Genomic DNA, 18,182 nt, shown 5'->3' with positions numbered 1-18,182 from the left:
GACATGACACTTCAAGCCCTAGACACTTTCGCTGCAAACACTGCGTGTTCACTCTCCCCGCTTGCCGCGATGCCTATTGCGTTAACCCTGGTGGAGAGCGAAAGCACGGAAACGCTGCGTAAACGGGCAGCCCAGGTGTTATGCGATGGATTAGGTCTTGATTGCTCTGAGTGTCTGTATGTTGATGGAAGTGGTCGTTGGTTGGGCCGCGATGGCAATGCGGCACAGTTTGATTGTAGCGATTTTAGTCATCCTTATGCCCATGTCATCCGCAGTGGTAAAGCGCTCACATTAAGCGTGGGTGATGCCCGTACGCGCTTGGATCATGCTGGGTTTCAAGACCAGATTGCTCAATTGGCGACAAAGAAGCGCCTTCAAATAAGACCGCTGCGTGCCCAGGATGGTGAGAAAGAGTGGCTGGGTGTGCTGTTGATGGTGGGTGAAGGAAGCTGCATTAGCACCCTGAACGATAATCCCGGTATGGCGGCGTTTGAGGAATTGCTATGCCGGTTATGGGCGCGTTTGTCGCGGGAGCAGGGCGAACGGCATCGGTCGCGGGCGCTGCGAGACTCGCTAGTCAAGCTTAACGATGGTGCCCGTCGGCAAGCGTTGGCCGACCAATTAGCGCAGGAACTGCTGGGAAACTCGAAGGCCATGCAAGGACTGCGGCGTCAAGTAGTGCGAGCGGCGGAAACCAACTTGGCGGTGTTATTACAAGGGGAAACGGGAACCGGGAAGGATCGGGTGGCGCGTGCGCTCCATCTGCTCTCGGGGCGTGCGAAAGGCCCTTTCATGGCGATTAACTGCGCCGCTATCCCTGAAGCGTTACTTGAGTCCGAGCTGTTTGGCCATGCCAAAGGGGCATTCTCAGGCGCAGACCAGCCCCAGGAAGGACTTATTAGTCAAGCTGACGGCGGTACGCTGTTTCTGGATGAAATTGGTGACATGCCGCTAGCGCTGCAAGCCAAGCTGCTCAGAGTGTTGGAGAGTGGTCGTTACCGTCCGCTAGGCGCTAGTGAAGAGCGCTGTGCGGATTTACGATTAGTGGCCGCCACCCATCAGCCGCTACGCGAGCATATTCGTGCGCAGAACTTTCGTGCTGATCTCTACTACCGACTGGGCCAATTTCCGCTCACCCTGCCACCGCTTGCAGAGCGACGCGACGACATTGCCCAGTTGGCGCAAGCGTTCATTGCCGATTTTTGCGCACGTGAAGCGCGTGACGATATGGGCATTACGCCGGCAGCACTGCGCTTACTCCAGCAGCGTAACTACCCCGGTAATGTTCGTGAGTTAAAAAACCTGATCGACTATGCCTGTGCCATGACGCCCCAGGGTGGGGATATTGATGCTTATCTAATACCAGGGGAGCAAGAGAGCGACGCTCAAATGGCACCCAATTCGCCGGTAAGTAGCACCTTGCTCCCTTTACCCAATGATATCGATGACCTGCGCCAAGCGCTTCGCGATGTTGAAACCGCCATCATCCGCCAACGGTTAATGCATTTTGGTGGCAATCGCGCCCAAGCCGCTGCAAGCCTTGGCTTACCGAAGCGAACACTGGCCCATAAATGTCAGCTGCTAGAACTGGATACCAAATGAGAGTGACGTTACAAATTCGCCAGTGGTCATGCTGGGGACTGCTTATCATCGCTGTTCTGGGGAGTTCGGATGCTTTAGCAGACGAGCACCAAGCAATGCTTGAGAACGCTTTGGCATGTGCTGATGAGCCCTCTCGATTAGAGCGTTTGAGCTGTTATGACGACATATTTAAAACAGCGACCTCGTCGGCTGATGAGCGAGAGCTGTCCGATTTATGGTACGCCATTGAACGCCAGGAGAGGGGGCGCGATGGCGATGATTTAGGCGTCATCGTTCAACACGAAGGGGATGATGTGTTGATGAGCGTCCCTGCTCTGGGAACCACACCGCCACGCCCCATTATGGTGATGGCGTGTGAAAAGCAGATCACCCGTTTTCAACTGCATTTGCCCGAGCCTATCGACAATGCCCGTGTTGATTTACAGCTTCGCACCAATAGCGCCAACGTCAATCAGCAGTGGCGGGTTCGTGACGGCGGTCATGTCATCAATGGCGGCCGGGGGTTGCCCGCCATTGAAACGCTTCGCCAACTGCTGGGGGCCAATGACGTCTCTCTTAGTAGCGATGTGCCGAGTCTAGATGGGCTGCGTTTTGATATTACCGATCTCCGCCAGCTCATTCAGCCGCTACGCGAAGTATGTCGTTGGTAAGGGAAAACACTATGCGCATTACAGCTGAAGCTCACCTTGACCCATTATTGGCACCACTGGCTGGTAACGAAAAAGGCCAGCCGGTGGGTGAACCGCTTGAAGAGTCGAACGACTACCTGGCACTTGATGCTGAAATGATGAAGGTCGGTTCGTTGCAGCACGCTAGCGTCGCCTGGGAAACGGCTGAAACCCTGGCTATTCAAATGTTTAGTCAGCGTGGCAAAGACTTGAAAGTGTTAGGTCATTTACTGCACTGCTTGCAGCACGATGGTAACGGTGTGCGCTTTGCGCTTTCACTGCGCTTACTAAGGCGCGCGCTGGAGCAGCCCTGGTGGGAGCATGCCTACCCCTTTAATGGCCCGCGTGGGGCCAAACTGCGCCCGCGGCTATTTCAGCAATTTACCCAGCGTAGTGTGAAGCTCGCCGCCGGGCTTGATTTTCATAACGCTGAAGATGAGTACGAGGCCTGCCAAACCGCACTCACCGAGCTACAGGCGCGAGTAGAGCAGGACTCATTACCCGCAGACGCGTTGAGTGAACTAAGCCGTCAATTAGAGGCTAAGCGCCCGACCCAGTCGTCCTCTTCAGTGAGTGGTAGTAACGCTGCTCAACAGCAAGAGCGACCCCAAGCCGCCGGTAGCCATGAAGCTCCTCAAGAGGCCTCTGCATACACTTCAAACCAAGCGCCCGCAAAAGCGCCAGAGCTGCGTCTAGAGGCGGGCAATGAACGCTCTAACCGGCAAGCACTACTCAAAATGGCCGATTTTTTGAGCGAGCAGTCACCGGGTGAGCCGCTTGCTTATCGGCTTCGTCGCTACGCTGTCTGGAGCGCGATACAGGCGCTACCAGCGGCTAAAGGGGAGGGTAAAACAGAATTAGCCCCGGTGTCGGCAGACCGTATTGCCGACTACCGCGAAGCACTTGCGCGAGGTGGCGACGGCGAGCTCTGGCAGCGGATAGAAAATAGCTTAGCGGTAAGCCCTTACTGGCTGGAAGGACACCGACTAAGCGCGGGCCTTGCCAAACAGCTTGGCCATCCACGCTGTGCGGAGGCGATTCGCGATGAAGCGCAACGTTTTGTCGAACGGCTTCCTGGTATCGAAGCCCTGACATTCAACAACGGCACAAGGTTTGTCGACGATGAAACCCAACGTTGGCTATATAGCAGCGCTTCAGGGGGCAGTGGTGCCGCGAGTAATGGCAGCGATGCGTGGCAGATGGGACTCGAGGAGGCTCGCGACGCGTTAGAGAACGGTGATATTGGCGCTGCGTTAAAAGTGCTTGATCAAGGATTAAGCACCTCCCGTTCACCCCGCGAAAGCACTTATTGGCGATTAGCCAGTGCCGACCTATTGCACGAAACCGGGCTAGAAAGCCTCGCGCAGCAGCACTACCACACCCTGCATCAGAGCGTGACCGAGCTGGCATTAGAGCAGTGGGAGCCGGCGCTGGTATCACGCCTTAAAGCAGCGGTTAAAGAGACGCACTCATAATGTTCATCATTAAAGGGACGAGGGACAAAGGCTAATGTGGTCAACATTAAAATCAAAGCTAAGCCGCTGGGTGCCAGGCATGTCGCGGGCACAATCAGTTCAAAATCGTGCCCAGGCGCATGGTAATAAGGCCAAAGGGCTATTGCGGCTTTCAACGCTGCTATGGGCAGTACTGCTCATCGTGCTACTGATCGCGATTTGGTGGCTGGGGCCCGGCTGGGAGGTGCGAGGTGTCATGCCGCTCGCGCCGTTAACCAATCGCCTGCTAGCCACGCTGGTGGTGGTCACCGTGATCGCCGTGGTATGGGGGGTACGCTTGGCACGGCGCCTTCGAGCGCTGGATGAAGAGCGGCAGCAAGAGGACGCACGCCAGCAAGACCCTATTATGTCGCAAGTCGAGCGTCAGGAAGCCTCGCTTAACAGTGTATTGAGTGAAATTACCGAGAGCCTGGGCGGCGGTAATAGTAGCCGCTACCGCCTGCCCTGGTACTTGGTCATGGGGGTAGAGAACGCGGGCAAAACCAGCTTGATTAATCGCTCGGGCCAAAACTTCGCGCTTACCCATGTGATGAAGGCATCCGGCCAAAGCAGCAAGCAAGGACAGCTAGGTTTTGACTGGTGGATTGGCGATAAAGCGGTGTTGATCGACCCCGATGGAGAGCTGTTGACACAAGGCGCTATGGAGGGAGGCGAGCCTCAAGCGTTGCAGAGCAGATTGTGGGATCACTTTGTTGATTGGTTAGAGCGCAATCGCGCCCAGCGCCCGCTGGATGGTGTGGTGCTGGTGCTGGATCTCGCCCGTTTAAGCCATGCCCAAGTGGCGGTACGTAAGGGCTATGCTGCGCTGCTACGTAGCCGCTTGCGAGAGCTGATGGAGCGCCACGGTACCCGGCTGCCGGTTTACGTGACGTTTAGCAAAATGGATTTGCTGCACGGCTTTGATGACTTCTTTCGTCACTACTCCCGCGAGGCCCGCCGTGCGCCGCTTGGGTTTACTTTTAGCCCGGCCTCGATGGAGACACCAGGTAAGTGGGAATCGGAGTTTGAAGCTGACTATGACGCCATGCTGGCGCGTTTGAATCAGCTGATGCCGACGATGCTGTCGGAATGCCGTGACCGTGAAGAGCGTGAGTCTGTGTTCCGCTTCGTGCGTCAATTGGCGGGGCTACGCGATGTGCTGTTCGGCTTCTTGACCGAGGCCTTATCGAGTGACCGCTTCTCGACCGCTGCGATGGTTCGCGGTACTTACTTTACGTCTGTGTATCAGCAGGGCGTTCCCGAAGATCCCTTTGTCGATGCCGCTGCCCGACGTTATGGCATGGATGACAGCGTTCAGCCTGCTCATCGGGCTACTCGCAGCGCGCTCTACTTCACCGAAGAATTATTTGAAAAAGTCATTTACCCCGAAGCAGGGCTGGCGGGTGATAACGCCAGAGTTACCCAGCGTCGTCGCCGTGCCCGCAATATCAGCTTAGCCGCGTGCTTGATTATGGGCATAGGCTTGGTGGGGGGCTGGGCACACTTCTATCAAAAGAACAGCGTGTCCCTGGCCGCCGTCGAAGAGCGTGCAGAAACGTTTTTAGCCACCCAGCCCGAGGCGTTTCAAAGTGATGACCCCAGTGGCTATGAGTTTTTAGAGCCGTTAGATAGGCTGCGTTATGCGCTGGAAACGTTCTCCGAATACCGCTCGCACACGCCTTACCTTGCAGATATGGGGTTGTACCAGGGCCATATCATTGGTGCTCAGATTGAGCGCGCTTACCTCGCCATGCTTGAGCATCAATTCCTGCCCGCTTTGATGATCGGCATAATGGACGATATGAATCGCGCCGAAGAGGGTAGCAACGAGAAACTGGCGCTGCTGCGTGTGCTGCGCATGATGTCGGACGCCAGCGGTCGTCAACCAGAGCGAGTAGAGCGCTTTATGGCCCAGCGCTGGCAAGGCTACTTCCCTCAGCAGGGCGAGGTTCAGGAGCGCCTCTTAACCCATCTGGACTATGCCTTGGCGCATAGTGATATAGAGGGGCATATTGCAGAAGGGCAACAGCGACCCGCTCAGGCGATGGCGCCACTGCGCGGCAGCTTGAACGCAGCTCAGGAAGAGCTTTCACGCCAACCCATTGATGAGCGTGTATACGCTGCCTTAAAAGCCGCCGGTGACCGCCAGGGTGAACCGTTGGATTTACGCCGTAGCGTGGGCACCTTGTTTGATACCGTGTTTATGGCGCGAAACGATGACCCTGAGCATGTTCGTCTGCCCCACCTGGTTACCCGAGATGGCTTTGAGAACTACTTTTTACAAGAGCTGGAGCGGGCCACAGAGCTGGCATTGATTGATGTGTGGGTACTGGGGCAGCGCGATAATATCAACTTTAGTGAGGCTGATAAGGAGCAGTTGCAAACGGCGCTGCGCGAACACTATGTCAGTGACTACCATGTCAGCTGGCGTGACGCCCTGCGCGATACCCAACTCGTCCCTCTGCCGGATATCCATCAAGCCATCGTGGTGGCCGACGCCCTGGTGGGGGCGCAGCGCCCGCTTGATCGGCTATTGGCAGCCGTTGAGCGCAATACCAGTCTTTATCCTGAACTACCTGTTGATGATGAGCAGGCACGCAAAGCGCTGCAACAGTCCCAGCGTTACCAGCTTGCGCTAGCCATTGAGCAGCCCTTTACGCCGATTAATCAGCTTAGGCAGGAGCGTAACGACAACCCCTCATCACTGGCGGAGATCAAGACCGCGGTGACGGCGTTGCGTGACTACTTGCTTGAGATTGAGGAGTCGAGTGATGCCGGCCGTGCTGCTTTCATCAATGTGCGAGACCGGCTCTCGCTACGCGGTGATGACCCGATCTATAACCTACAGCGCATTGCTGACAACACCCCCGAGCCGGTAGGCAGCATGTTGCACGACTTGGCCGATCAGAGCTGGCAACTGATGATGGCGAGCGCAACGCGCCACTTGGAGCACCGCTGGTTAGACGACGTTGTAGGGCCTTATCAGGAGCGTTTGGCGGGACGTTATCCGCTCGCTCCCAATGCCAGCCGTGAAGTGGCGTTAAGCGACTTTGAAGACTTCTTTGCCCCAGAAGGCACGTTGGACACCTTTTATGAGGAGAGCTTAAAACCCTTTATTGAAGGCGCCCCGGAGTACTTAGTGGATGCCGAGGGTAACTCACTGCTGCGCGATAGCCTGTACATGGCGATACAGCAGGCCGAACAGATCCGCCTCGCCTACTTTAGCCGCGACGGCGCGTTGGATGTGGAGTTTGCCCTTGAGCCGGTTAGCCTAAGCCCCGATAAGCGGCGCAGTGTCATTAGTGTGGATGGCCAACTGATCGAATACGCCCACAGTGCCAGTCAGCGTGTTTCGATGATTTGGCCGAATACGCTGCGCGGCGGAACGGAAAGCCGCGTCACCATGGTACCCAGTGAGATTAACCGCTCTCCACGCAGCGTAAGCCAAGATGGCCCCTGGGCGTGGTTCCGGTTATTGGAACAAGCCGATATCACCAGTATTAGTGAACGAGAGCTGGAGCTGCGCTTCAATGTAGACGGCGGCACGATGCGCTATCGCCTGTTTGCCAGCGGCGCGCCGAACCCCTTTACGCGCCCACTGGCATCGGGGTTCCAACTGCCGTCAGCACTCTACGCAGAACGAGGTGGCAATGCTGACCAAACTTAAGCGTCTATTTAGTTCGGACTCGTCCCAGCCTGCTGCGCGTCAGAGGCGACACGCAGCAAAGCGTTCCCGTCCATTAGAAGACGCACGCGAAGAGGATATCGATAATTTTATCGAGGCCGTCTACCGCGCCGACGCTAAGGGGCACTCTCCTTGGGTACTCCGTGACAGCAGCGTGCTGGAAACCCTGCGCCGGGCGCTGGAATTCACCGTTCATCGCGGCCTGTGGCTGCAGCGGGAAGAGGGGCAGGTAGCCCACTGGCAGGGGCGTTTGTTGGCCCTACGCCATGGGGAAGGGCCGCCGCTCGGCATGGTACTCGCCTGTCGGCCAGATGATGAAGCGGCTTGGCAACTGCGCTTTTTCTACATCGGTCAGGAGTGGAAAGGCAGTGGTCACGGCACACGGCTGCTGATGGCGGTGCGTCGTAGCCTGAATGGTGTGCCGCTGCAAACACGCCTGCCACTCGCCTGCCACTCGGCAATTGATAGTCTTGAAGCGGCAGGTTTTAGCCGACAATTCGTAGACGCTTTTGATGTTGCCAGCTATGAAGCGCCCGCCAAGTGGGATGAATAGGTGGGATGAGTAAGCGGAACCGCAATAAAGGAGTATGAACAATGGGCCAGAAGTTTGTATTAGTGGGTGATATGGGCACCGACCACGATGGCTTTCCAGCGACACCGGTCACGGCAGGCAGTGGCACGGTGATGATGGACGGCAAGCCGGTTGCCCGCGTGGGAGACCCCCTGGCGCCGCATGATAAACCCAAACATCCGCCTCACCCACGTGCCATCGCGCAGGGTTCAAGCACGATTTTAATCGACGGCAAACCGGCTGCCCTCACGGGCCACTCGGTGGATTGCGGCGGTGTAGTGATTGGCTCTGGTTCAGGGGAGGGAAGTTGATATGACCACGGGGCTACAATTCACGTTAACACTCCCCGGCGTTGAGGATATCGCGGTGATCGACTTCACTCATCGCGAAGTGCTCTCCCAACCCTTTGAGCTGGTGCTCAATCTAGCCAGCCGTGATGGCAGCCTGGACGCCGCGGAGCTGCTGGATCGTGAGGCGGAACTGACTATCTGGCAGGATGGCGAACCGCTGCGCCGAGTGCACGGTATCGTCAGCGAGTTTGGCCAGGGTGACCGCGGCCATCGCCGTACCTTCTACTCGCTGGTGCTGCGCCCAGCGCTCTGGCGGCTTTCACTGCGTCAGAACTCGCGTATTTTCCAAAAGGTCGATCCGCTCACCATCATTAATACCCTGTGCGATGAGCGGGGGATTACCGATGTGGGATTTTCGGTAAACCGCGACCTAGCCGAGCGTGAGTACTGCGTCCAGTACCGTGAAACCGACCTCACCTTTATCGAGCGCCTGGCCGCCGAAGAGGGCCTGTTTTACTTCCATGAATTTGCAGAGGGTAGCCATCGGCTGATCTTCGCCGACGACCCGCAGGTACTGACCAACCTCGGCGAACGCACTTACCACAGCCGTGCAGGCGGCACCGCCCCCAGCCGCCATGTGCGCAAACTCAGCCATACCGCCCGTGTGGCGACCGCGTCCGCCACGCTGAAAGAGTACAGCTTTAAAAACCCCGCTTATGCGCAGTTGCATGACCACCTGGGGCGCGACGTAGAAGCCCATGGTCAAAACGCGGACTACGAACACTACGACTACCCTGGCCGCTATAAGCAGGACGCCTCCGGCCAACCGTTTACCCGTATTCGCCTGGAGCAGCTACGCCGCGAAGCGATGACCGCCAGCGCCGAAAGCGACCTCCCCGAACTGGCCCCCGGCCTGCGCTTTACGTTGATGGATCATGACAGCGATAGCCTGAATCGCGACTGGCAAGCCATTGAAGTGCATCACTTCGGCGAGCAACCCCAGGCGCTGGAAGAGGATGGAATGACGCACAGTGATGCGAGCGGCATGACGCGTTATTACAACCAGGTCACTCTTATCCCCGGCGATACGCCCTGGCGCGCCACCGCCAATCCCAAACCCCGGGTCGATGGTCCCCAGGTCGCTTTTGTTGTCGGCCCCGAAGGCGAAGAGATCCACTGCGACGAACACGGCCGGGTCAAGGTACAGTTCCCCTGGGATCGCTACGCAGAACCCAACGACACCGCCAGCTGCTGGGTGCGGGTTGCCCAGGGCTGGGCAGGTGGCGGCTACGGCAGTATCGCCATTCCGCGTATTGGTCATGAAGTGATTATCTCGTTTTTAGAGGGCGACCCCGATCAGCCGCTGGTCACCGGGCGCACCTACCACGCGGTGAATACGGCGCCTTACCCGCTGCCGGAACACAAAACCCGCACCGTCATCCGTACCCAAAGCCACAAGGCCGAAGGCTTTAACGAGCTGCGCTTTGAAGACGAAGCAGGCGAAGAGCAGATCTGGCTCCACGCCCAGAAAGACCTGGAGCTATTAACGCTTAACGACCGCACCGAAGAGATCCGCAACGACAGCCACCTCAAGGTGCACAACGACCGCATCAGCGAGATCGACAACGACGATCACCACACCGTACATAACAACCGCCACACCCAAGTAGATGGCGACGACCACCTGATGATCGATGGCACCCGCCATGAGAAAGTCGGCCAGGCGCAGTTACTGGAAGCAGGGCAAGAAATTCATCACAAAGCGGGCATGAAGGTGGTGATCGAAGCAGGTGCGGAAATCACCCTAAAAGCAGGCGGCAGCTTCCTGAAAATAGACCCCAGCGGCGTCACCATCGTCGGCCCGCAGGTCAAGATTAACTCTGGGGGGAGTCCCGGTTCGGGGAGCGGGCAGGCGGTGGAAAGCCCTTTACTAGCAGGGCGTGCGACGGCGGAGGTGCATGAAGATGCCACTATGGGGCCTATTGTGGGGCATCGCTTAGAGCAGGCAATGGTCGAGCATCAACCATTAGTAGAGCTTTGCCAGAAACCGTCGAATGGTGGGCCGTGCCCGCTAGGTAAAGATTGCCCATGTGACGAAGGAGGAACAGCAGCATGAGTGAGCTGCTGCCTGCTTCACGTATAGAGGACGTTGAACCTACCCACGCATTGCCTTGCTGGCTGGTGGTAGATCGTTATCCAGAAACGTTAGAGCGCATCTACCAGTTAGAGCCATCGCCTCAACTGGCGTATTTATTCCACGAAACTAAATACGCATCCCTAGAGGAATACAGCCCTCTGGTTGTTCGTATTGAGCGAGGAAGTGCGCTTTGGCATGCCTATTCGCAACAGCAGGATGCCGCTGTTAGCCAAGGCGTTTTGATAATGAGCGAGGAAACTGAGCAAGCCGTACTTAAACATCTTCGTCAGCGTCTCGAAATTCACTTCTATGGACATCGAAAAGCGTTATTTCGCTTTTATGATCCTTGTATTGCGGGCGTGTTTTTTAGCGTGGATTCGGCGATTGATAGATGGCTCGGCCCGCTGGAAAGGGTTGTTTGGTTCGGTGGCACCTGGGTTCAGATAGCAGAGCATGGAAAACGCTGGTACAGCTGTGTGGGGCAGCCACACCAGCAGCGAACAGAAGAGCAGTGCAAAGATGAGGAACCTTACAAGCTTTCACCATCGCAGGAAAAAGCGATGGAAAACTTTGTATTAGTTCAGGCCGTCTGGCGTAAATGGACTAAGCAAAAGAGAGCCAGGGAGTCTTCAGAAGAAAATATTACCTACTTTGCCCAACGAGTGTTGGCAGCTATGCGGCTTGAGCCTCCCCCCGAACATTTGCAAAAAGTGCTAGAGATTTTCCTAACTTTAACGCCCGGCGAATGGCTAGCAGGCGTAAGTAAGTTGCCAGCGGTTAATCGGCTGCAGGAAATCGAGCGGCGTGCAGAGAATAATTCCCAGTCAAAGACCAGGAGTTTCACCGTATGAGTGGTGTATTGGGTAACCCGGCCTGTGAGGGTGAAAAGCTATTTATTCAGGTAATGGGTAAAGATCATCCGGAAGGGCATGAGATCGTTATCGTCAATCAGCATAGCGGCGAACCCCTAGACGATTTTGGCGAGGCAGAAACAGAAGAGCTTTCCGATCCAACAAGTGTCCTGCACAAATGGTGTTGGCAAGGTCTACAGCGTGTGGATGCACAGCTCCATATTGCCACTGAAGCAGGCGAGCCAATCAAGCTGCCCCTGTTGAAGTGGCTTTATAAAAATGAGCGCAAGCCCCGTTATCAAGACAATATCATCCAACCAGTAATGCCTATGGCATTGTTTCAAGAGGTGACTGGCGATACGCGGCATGCTTTACCTCTACGCTCTGGCTATCTCTATATTTACTTTGAAGAGACGTTATGGCGTGAGCTGGAGGTAAGCGCCAATGATGAGGAGAGCAAATTAGAATTTCGTGATATCCATGTGGCGGAGCATCGCAATGAGCAGGGACAATATCAACAGGATCGTCGGCCTGCTGTTGGTGTTCCGCTAGAGGAAGTCTGGCTTCCGTACCGCCAGGAAGAGCGGGCCATTGATGGTCAACTGCGCGTTGCCTTTTCTGAAGTGCAGTTGTCTGCCGCCCGTTTAAATTACTTAGAAACAGATCAACAGGCGCTTTTAACGCGGTGCCAATCAATTAATTTATCGAGTAGCAACAATTTTCCCTCTTTAGGTATGCTCTACCTGCTTGAAGGAGACAGCGAACAGCGTTTGCGTTTACCTTTCTTAGAAGAAAATATTGCTTTTCCGAGCCAGCTGACCAGTGACCTTGAAGGCAGTTTGCTGCAACAGTTACGCGATCAAGCGACTCAAGAGCTGGAGGTATTTGACGCGGGGGGAGAACAGGCACGCGCATCGGCTGATGCTGAAATGGCGCGTGATCAAGGCCAGTCTTCATCTCCGCTCTATCTGCAGTCGTCCGCACGGTTGGCAGCTCTTAGCGCGCGTTTGCAACAAGAAGGCGAGGATGAAGAAGCTGACAGTATCTGGCAGGAGTCGCTGGGGAGTACCTCCAGCTGCTTAAGTGATATAGCAGAGCGCAATATTCCTGGATTAGTGATTCAAGACACGCTGTTTGAATTGCGCCATGCCATGCGCGGAACCCAATCCAGCTTAGGGTATCTACAGCAAATTCCATCACTAGCGGCAGAAGATGAGCTTTATGAATGTGCTGCGTTGGTCAATCAAACGATTCTGAAACAGCAGAACAGTTCAGGAGAAACCAACCCCCTCAACCGATTTGCTGATAAAGCCGACTTAAGTGATACGGGGGAGCTTCATCGCATTTTACGTGGCTCCCACAGAGCGCTGGCACGCTACCAGTTTGATGCTTACCAGCAACGGCTTTCTTCTCTTCTACTCAGCCGCCCAGGCACAGCGGTACTTGCCGATCTTTTAAGCCTTGAGGGGCACGATTACATTGGGGCATATTCGCTTACCCTTGACTTGCTGGAAGGCTTGCGTGAAAGCGCAGAGCGGGCTGATTCGCTGAATGACTCAACGCCCACCGCACTATCACGTGCGCAGCAGCTATTGGTCAATATTCTAAGTGACAATAGCAATTACGCGCTGCATGCCATGCTGTTCCCTAGCGATGAAAGCACCCCCTTAAACGCGCCGCTATCGTTACCAGAAGAGCCGGAAGAGGATGAAAACCGAGGCGACGGCCTAATCAGGCTGAAGGCGATATCAGAACAGCACCTGCTTGACCCGCCCACAGAAGATGATGATGTACAGCTATTGGAAACTGCATGGCTGGCAGCGTTAGCCAGTGATGGCGGAGAAACCTTGTTAAGCTCTGAGCTAAAACGCTGGGGCGGAGTAGTCGATTTACTGTTCGGGCGGTTGGCTGAGCAAGTGGAAGTGCTGTTTGATCAAAGTGCTCAACAGGCCATGATGCTGCCTGTTGCACGATTAGCGCGCGTCGGTTTTCCAGAGCTGTATGGCCAATTGACAGCTACCCGCGGCGTTATACGTGAAGATATTGTGATTCTCGGGGTGAAAGACAATGCGGGCCAGCTACATAACGGCTTAACGGCCCAGGAACGTGCTGCTACCCAGCAGGGGGCGCAAGCACAGGCACGGCAAAGTTTTGAAAGCGCGGTGCGTGATGCGTCGGGTAAAACACTGACCCCAAGCCAGGCGCGGCGTTTGGCCTCCGCGGCAGAAGCTGCCGGGCAGCAACACCTCACCGTGCTGGTGGCAGAAGCAGATTCGAAAGCAGTACAGTTATCGCGACGAGCACGGCATCAACTGAGCTTCTCCAAAGCAACTGAAAGTTTGCGATTGCCCTATTTAATTTCGGCGTTTGAACTTTTTAATTTAAGGCAGGAGTATAAGTCTCTTATTAGCTCTTCTAACCTTAGAAGTTCAATGGGATTTGGAAGTGCCGCTATCGATATTACAATAGCCTCTTTAAAAGCTTTGGAGTTCTATGGTGAAAGGCACCAAAAGCTGCATAGGATCCGTTCGCGCGCCATTAGCCGCCACATTAACTTAGGAGAGGCGCTTATACGTTCTCAGTCTAGTGTATTAGCGACTCTAGGCACACAGCTAAAAGGCACTATAGCCATTGTCAATTTTGCAGGTGTACTTGCTGGTGCCGCTAGTTCAGCACTGCTGGCTTGGGATGCCTGGAATCGATTCCAGCATGGCAACATAGGCGCGGGTATCGCACTAAGCATAGCGTCTATAAGTAGCTTAGTGGTCGCCGGCAGCGCGCTATTTAAAACCAGCCCGTTATGGTTGGGGCTAGGGCCGGTGGGCTGGGTTGCGCTAGGTCTCTCTCTGGCCGCAACTTTAATTGCAATCAAGTTAACGGATAACGATATTGAGGAGTGGCTGCGGCTGGGGCCCTTTGGCACCAATAGCCGCTACGATTGGCGCAATGACCCGGCAGATGCGTTTGAGCGGTTGGTGAGCCTGTTTGCCAATATTCGTATCCGCGTAGAGCCTATTGGTGCAATGACCGCCGAAATGGTTGCTGCCGATGGCGAGCAGCGGCCTGCCATTGGCATCCTCAGTCAGCCGCCTTCCCCTACCCACGCTGAAAACCTGATTGCCGAGCAGGCCGCCAGCCGTTTTTCTGGCCCCATCGCCAACACGCGGGTGGTGGTCAACAGTAACCTGCCTGGTTTGGCGCCTGGTTGGGAGCAGATCGCCCACTTCAGGTTTGAGCAAACCACCGAATACAAACATGAATTCCGTAAGGATGGGTACTCTCAGTGGATAGAGGACGGTAAAGAACTGGGCGATGTAGTACAGCCGTTATTTGAACGTAGCACAACGGATGGCCGTGAATACTATCTTTATACCCCTGCGACTACTACCCAGCCGGGGTCATGGCGGAGTCGTGAGCAGCGTACCCAACATAAACTAAAAGTACGTGTGCAGTGGCAGCGCCAAAACGAAAATCAAAATAGCGTCGAGCTACCGCGAATGTTACCAGCGCCTAAGCCGACCCAAACGGCCAGCGGGAATCCATTAATCCCAGACTTTACCCGTACAGAGCAACCCTATTGGGCCGATGAAACGACCCATCAGGATAACGAGAGTGCGAATGACTGATTTGACACCCATTACCTACGCTGAAACCGCGCATACCTCAGAGAAATTTTTATGGCCGCGCCCAGAGCCTTGCCACCACGGCAAGCGCTTTCGCTTAACCGCGGCTTCTGGGCAGCGGCTTGCGCCAAGAAATCCTACCATCAGTATACCTCCGGTTGCTAAAGGGCTAAAATTAATCCCCCCAGCACAGTTACGAGCTATTGAAAGTCAGCCAGATTTTTCACCCCGCCCTAAAGGCTATCAACAATATCCGATAAGGATGGATGAAGAGTGCTTGCGTTATTCAAGTCAAACTAAGTTAGGTTTTATTTTTGGAGTTGTTCGTGCATTAGGAATGGTTGGTTTCTTTTTGGCATTATTTGCTGCTTTTGTTAGTGTGGTAGCAATATTTTTTGCATCACAATCACCTCAAAGCAATTTTAATTATAATGAAATGCTATCTGATTTGATCCCAGTATATATATATATACTGGGGGTTTGTTTGTTAATGTGGGGAGGCGTAAGACTAATCTACCGCTCGTTTCCTAACTTTGCCGCTGGTTTCCAGCCTGGCCCTATGTGGGAGTTAAATCGGCGAACGGGCATGGTCACAGTCTTTGCTAATTCTGCTAAGAAAAGCACCGCTTGGAAGGTAGCCTATGAATTACCCTTCCATGAATTTGATTGTTACCTGCAAAGCTCGCCGACTTCCCAGGGCATTGCTCAATACAACCTAAGCCTAGTGCACTACAGCGTTGAGGCCCATGTTGCGCTAGTGGGCATGTTTGGGGTTACCAGCCGCCTGGATCAATTGGCTGCCTGGGACATGGTTCAGCACTATATGGATACATCACAGCCTTTACCTGACATACCCGTTTTTGAAATGTATCGCTCTCTGGATCCTACAACAGTCGAAGTGGACAAAGAGACAGGACGCCCCCCACGTTTTTGGCGGGATATGGATGATACAACCTTCAACCAGAAAATAACGGAATTGCAGGATCGTCTATCGGCGTTTTATTACGGTTAAGTTTCTTTTGCTCATCAATGACAGAGCGGTGGCCTGATGTTATTTAACCGCTCTGTCTAGATGCTGATCTGCCTTTACATCATAACGATGCTCAATGACTGATTTGACACCCATTACTTACGCTGACACCGCGCATACTTCTGAGAAGTTTTTATGGCCGCGTTCAGAGCCTTGCCACCACGGCAAACGCTTTCGCTTATCAGCGGCTTCAGGTCAACAGCTGCCGTATCGCCATCCGTCTGAGCCGTTGTTTCCGGCTAGCGAGCTTGTTAATACTCGGCCTAAACGGTTGCGCGAGCTAGAGCAAATGCCTAATCACTCGCCCCGACCAGTTGACCGGCCAGAGCATCCGCTACGCTGGGATGAGGAATGCCTTCGTTATACGAGTCAAACAAAAATAAATTTTATAATTGGTGCTTTACGTGCTTTAGGAATGGTTGGTTTTTTTTTAGGTTTATTTGTTTTATGCGCTTCACTGTCTCTAACTCTTTTTTTTCCTTCTCAAGGTATAAATTTAAAAGAAGAGTTGATTCTGGATTTTTTAACTAATGGAGCAATCATAGGATTTTTTTATTTCTCTGGGGGGGGAGTATTATTTATCGCTTGTTTCCTAGCTTTACTTCAGGCTATCAGCCTAGCCCCATGTGGGAACTTAATCGCCGCACAGGCATGGTTAAAGTATTTACCAACTCAGCCAAGAAAAGTACTGCCTGGAAGGTGGCGCATGAACTTCCTTTTCATGAGTTTGATTGTTACCTGCAAAGCTCTCCCTCGTCGCAAGGTATTGCGCAATATAACTTGAGCCTGGTGCACTACAGTGTTGAGGCCCATGTCGCACTGGTGGGTATGTTTGGAGTCACCAGCCGCCTGGATCAATTGTCTGCCTGGGACATGCTTCAGCGTTTTATGGATACTTCTCAGCCCTTACCAGACTCCCCCCAGTGGGAGCAGTTTCGTCCGCTCGACCCAGCCACTCTTGAATGGGACAAAGAAACAGGGCGGCCACCCCGTTATTGGCGGGATATGGATGATGAAACGTTCAACCAGAAAATAGTGGAGCTGCAGGATCATCTCTCGGAATTTTATTACGGTTAAGCTTCTTTTACTCATCAATGGCAGAGCGGCGGCCTGATGTTATTTAACCGCTCTGTCTAGATGCTGATCTGCCTTTACATCATAACGATGCTCAATGACTGATTTGACACCCATTACCTACGCTGACACCGCACATACCTCTGAGAAATTTTTATGGCCGCGTTCAGAGCCTTGTCACCACGGCAAGCGCTTTCGCTTATCCGCGGCCTCAGGACAGCTGCTGACCTACCGGCATCCTTCAGAGCCGCTGTTTCCTGCTCGAGAGCTTGTTAATACGCGTCCTGAGCGGTTACGCGAGCTAGAGACGATGACTAATCACTCCCCTCGGCCAACTGATCGGCCGGAGCATCCGCTACGCTGGGATGAAGAGTGTTTGCGTTATACAAGTCAAACTAAAATAGATTTCTTTATCGGAGTTGTTCGCGGCTTAGGGATGGTAAGTTTTTTTGCTCTTATTCCTATATCAATTTTTGTGGTTTTTTATGGTTTTTTTGAGAGGGGGAGTTTTGAGGCAGAATTTTGGAAGTTTAGCAGTTGGAGAGTTCCTATATTCTTTGTTATTTTTTCTTTGTTTACTTGGGGTGGGGCTAACCTAATCTATCGCTTATTTCCTAAATATACGGCTGGCTATCAACCAGGCCCTATGTGGGAGTTAAATCGACGTACGGGCATGGTCACAGTCTTTGCTAATTCTGCCAAGAAAAGCACCGCCTGGAAGGTGGCGCATGAACTTCCTTTCCATGAGTTCGATTGTTATATACAAAGCTCCCCGACTTCCCAGGGCATTGCACAATACAACCTAAGCCTTGTGCACTACAGCGTTGAGGCCCATGTGGCGCTAGTGGGTATGTTCGGGGTCACCAGTCGCCTGGATCAATTGGCTGCCTGGGACATGCTACAGCGCTTTATGGATACTTCTCAGCCCTTGCCAGACTCCCCCCAGTGGGAGCAGTTTCGTCCGCTAGACCCGACCACCCTGGAGTGGGACAAAGAAACAGGACGCCCACCCCGCTTTTGGCGGGATATGGATGATGAAACGTTCAATCAGAAGATAGTGGAACTGCAAGATCGCCTCTCAGCGTTTTATTACGGTTAAGCTTCTTTTATACATTTGTGGCAGGGCGGTGAACTGATGTTATATAACCGCTCTGTCTA

General features: G+C 54.0%; 13 protein-coding genes. All 13 read left to right on the top strand.

Annotation, left to right across the window (positions count from 1 at the left end; all coding sequences use genetic code 11):
• Positions 1-3 precede the first annotated feature (3 nt).
• The 13 genes from ACFIOZ_RS17840 to ACFIOZ_RS17780 all read left to right on the top strand — a co-directional run bounded on the left by ACFIOZ_RS17840 (position 4) and on the right by ACFIOZ_RS17780 (position 18,123).
• Positions 4-1,602, top strand: coding sequence for a sigma-54 interaction domain-containing protein (locus tag ACFIOZ_RS17840; RefSeq protein ID WP_386080109.1), 1,599 nt, complete (start codon positions 4-6; stop codon positions 1,600-1,602).
• The gene (vasI, locus tag ACFIOZ_RS17835; protein ID WP_386080107.1) at positions 1,599-2,252 is read left to right on the top strand and encodes a type VI secretion system-associated protein VasI; all 654 of its coding nucleotides are present in this window, start codon (positions 1,599-1,601) and stop codon (positions 2,250-2,252) included. Before ACFIOZ_RS17840 ends, vasI begins: the two co-directional genes overlap by 4 nt.
• An 11-nt stretch (positions 2,253-2,263) precedes the next feature.
• The gene (tssA, locus tag ACFIOZ_RS17830) at positions 2,264-3,745 is read left to right on the top strand and encodes a type VI secretion system protein TssA (protein ID WP_386080105.1); all 1,482 of its coding nucleotides are present in this window, start codon (positions 2,264-2,266) and stop codon (positions 3,743-3,745) included.
• Between the two features lie 79 nt (positions 3,746-3,824).
• Complete coding sequence (gene tssM, locus ACFIOZ_RS17825) at positions 3,825-7,430, top strand: type VI secretion system membrane subunit TssM (protein ID WP_386080104.1); 3,606 nt, start codon at positions 3,825-3,827, stop codon at positions 7,428-7,430.
• Positions 7,414-8,001 carry a GNAT family N-acetyltransferase gene (locus ACFIOZ_RS17820; RefSeq protein WP_386080103.1) on the top strand — a complete coding sequence of 196 codons (588 nt, stop codon included), beginning with the start codon at positions 7,414-7,416 and terminating at the stop codon, positions 7,999-8,001. The genes tssM and ACFIOZ_RS17820 overlap by 17 nt, the downstream gene beginning before the upstream one ends.
• Positions 8,002-8,042: 41 nt before the next feature.
• Positions 8,043-8,330, top strand: coding sequence for a type VI secretion system PAAR protein (locus ACFIOZ_RS17815; protein WP_386080101.1), 288 nt, complete (start codon positions 8,043-8,045; stop codon positions 8,328-8,330).
• Position 8,331: 1 nt separating this feature from the next.
• Positions 8,332-10,425, top strand: a complete 2,094-nt coding sequence (locus tag ACFIOZ_RS17810) for a type VI secretion system Vgr family protein (RefSeq protein ID WP_386080099.1) — start codon at positions 8,332-8,334, stop codon at positions 10,423-10,425.
• Entirely contained in the window at positions 10,422-11,297 is an 876-nt protein-coding gene (locus ACFIOZ_RS17805; RefSeq protein WP_386080098.1) for a DUF4123 domain-containing protein, read from the top strand. The genes ACFIOZ_RS17810 and ACFIOZ_RS17805 overlap by 4 nt, the downstream gene beginning before the upstream one ends.
• Positions 11,294-14,923 carry a toxin VasX gene (locus ACFIOZ_RS17800; protein ID WP_386080096.1) on the top strand — a complete coding sequence of 1,210 codons (3,630 nt, stop codon included), beginning with the start codon at positions 11,294-11,296 and terminating at the stop codon, positions 14,921-14,923. The genes ACFIOZ_RS17805 and ACFIOZ_RS17800 overlap by 4 nt, the downstream gene beginning before the upstream one ends.
• Positions 14,916-15,932 carry a hypothetical protein gene (locus ACFIOZ_RS17795; RefSeq protein WP_386080094.1) on the top strand — a complete coding sequence of 339 codons (1,017 nt, stop codon included), beginning with the start codon at positions 14,916-14,918 and terminating at the stop codon, positions 15,930-15,932. The genes ACFIOZ_RS17800 and ACFIOZ_RS17795 overlap by 8 nt, the downstream gene beginning before the upstream one ends.
• A gap of 94 nt (positions 15,933-16,026) precedes the next feature.
• A complete protein-coding gene (locus ACFIOZ_RS17790; RefSeq protein WP_386080092.1) occupies positions 16,027-16,734 on the top strand; it encodes a hypothetical protein in 708 nt (235 codons plus the stop codon).
• Entirely contained in the window at positions 16,731-17,027 is a 297-nt protein-coding gene (locus tag ACFIOZ_RS17785; RefSeq protein WP_386080091.1) for a hypothetical protein, read from the top strand. The genes ACFIOZ_RS17790 and ACFIOZ_RS17785 overlap by 4 nt, the downstream gene beginning before the upstream one ends.
• A gap of 670 nt (positions 17,028-17,697) precedes the next feature.
• On the top strand, positions 17,698-18,123 hold the full coding sequence (locus ACFIOZ_RS17780; RefSeq protein ID WP_386080089.1) for a hypothetical protein: 426 nt from the start codon (positions 17,698-17,700) through the stop codon (positions 18,121-18,123).
• Positions 18,124-18,182 lie beyond the last annotated feature (59 nt).

The organism is Vreelandella sp. F11 (assembly GCF_042466685.1).
Lineage (GTDB): Bacteria > Pseudomonadota > Gammaproteobacteria > Pseudomonadales > Halomonadaceae > Vreelandella.
Note: the sequence above shows the minus strand (reverse complement) of the source record. Positions and strands in the feature narration are given on the sequence as shown.

Bases quoted from the DNA above. Each gene is read 5' to 3' on its own strand.
- ACFIOZ_RS17840 (WP_386080109.1), top strand. From the start codon at position 4: ATGACACTTCAAGCCCTAGACACTTTCGCTGCAAACACTGCGTGTTCA.
- vasI (WP_386080107.1), top strand. From the start codon at position 1,599: ATGAGAGTGACGTTACAAATTCGCCAGTGGTCATGCTGGGGACTGCTT.
- tssA (WP_386080105.1), top strand. From the start codon at position 2,264: ATGCGCATTACAGCTGAAGCTCACCTTGACCCATTATTGGCACCACTG.
- tssM (WP_386080104.1), top strand. From the start codon at position 3,825: ATGTCGCGGGCACAATCAGTTCAAAATCGTGCCCAGGCGCATGGTAAT.
- ACFIOZ_RS17820 (WP_386080103.1), top strand. From the start codon at position 7,414: ATGCTGACCAAACTTAAGCGTCTATTTAGTTCGGACTCGTCCCAGCCT.
- ACFIOZ_RS17815 (WP_386080101.1), top strand. From the start codon at position 8,043: ATGGGCCAGAAGTTTGTATTAGTGGGTGATATGGGCACCGACCACGAT.
- ACFIOZ_RS17810 (WP_386080099.1), top strand. From the start codon at position 8,332: ATGACCACGGGGCTACAATTCACGTTAACACTCCCCGGCGTTGAGGAT.
- ACFIOZ_RS17805 (WP_386080098.1), top strand. From the start codon at position 10,422: ATGAGTGAGCTGCTGCCTGCTTCACGTATAGAGGACGTTGAACCTACC.
- ACFIOZ_RS17800 (WP_386080096.1), top strand. From the start codon at position 11,294: ATGAGTGGTGTATTGGGTAACCCGGCCTGTGAGGGTGAAAAGCTATTT.
- ACFIOZ_RS17795 (WP_386080094.1), top strand. From the start codon at position 14,916: ATGACTGATTTGACACCCATTACCTACGCTGAAACCGCGCATACCTCA.
- ACFIOZ_RS17790 (WP_386080092.1), top strand. From the start codon at position 16,027: ATGACTGATTTGACACCCATTACTTACGCTGACACCGCGCATACTTCT.
- ACFIOZ_RS17780 (WP_386080089.1), top strand. From the start codon at position 17,698: ATGGTCACAGTCTTTGCTAATTCTGCCAAGAAAAGCACCGCCTGGAAG.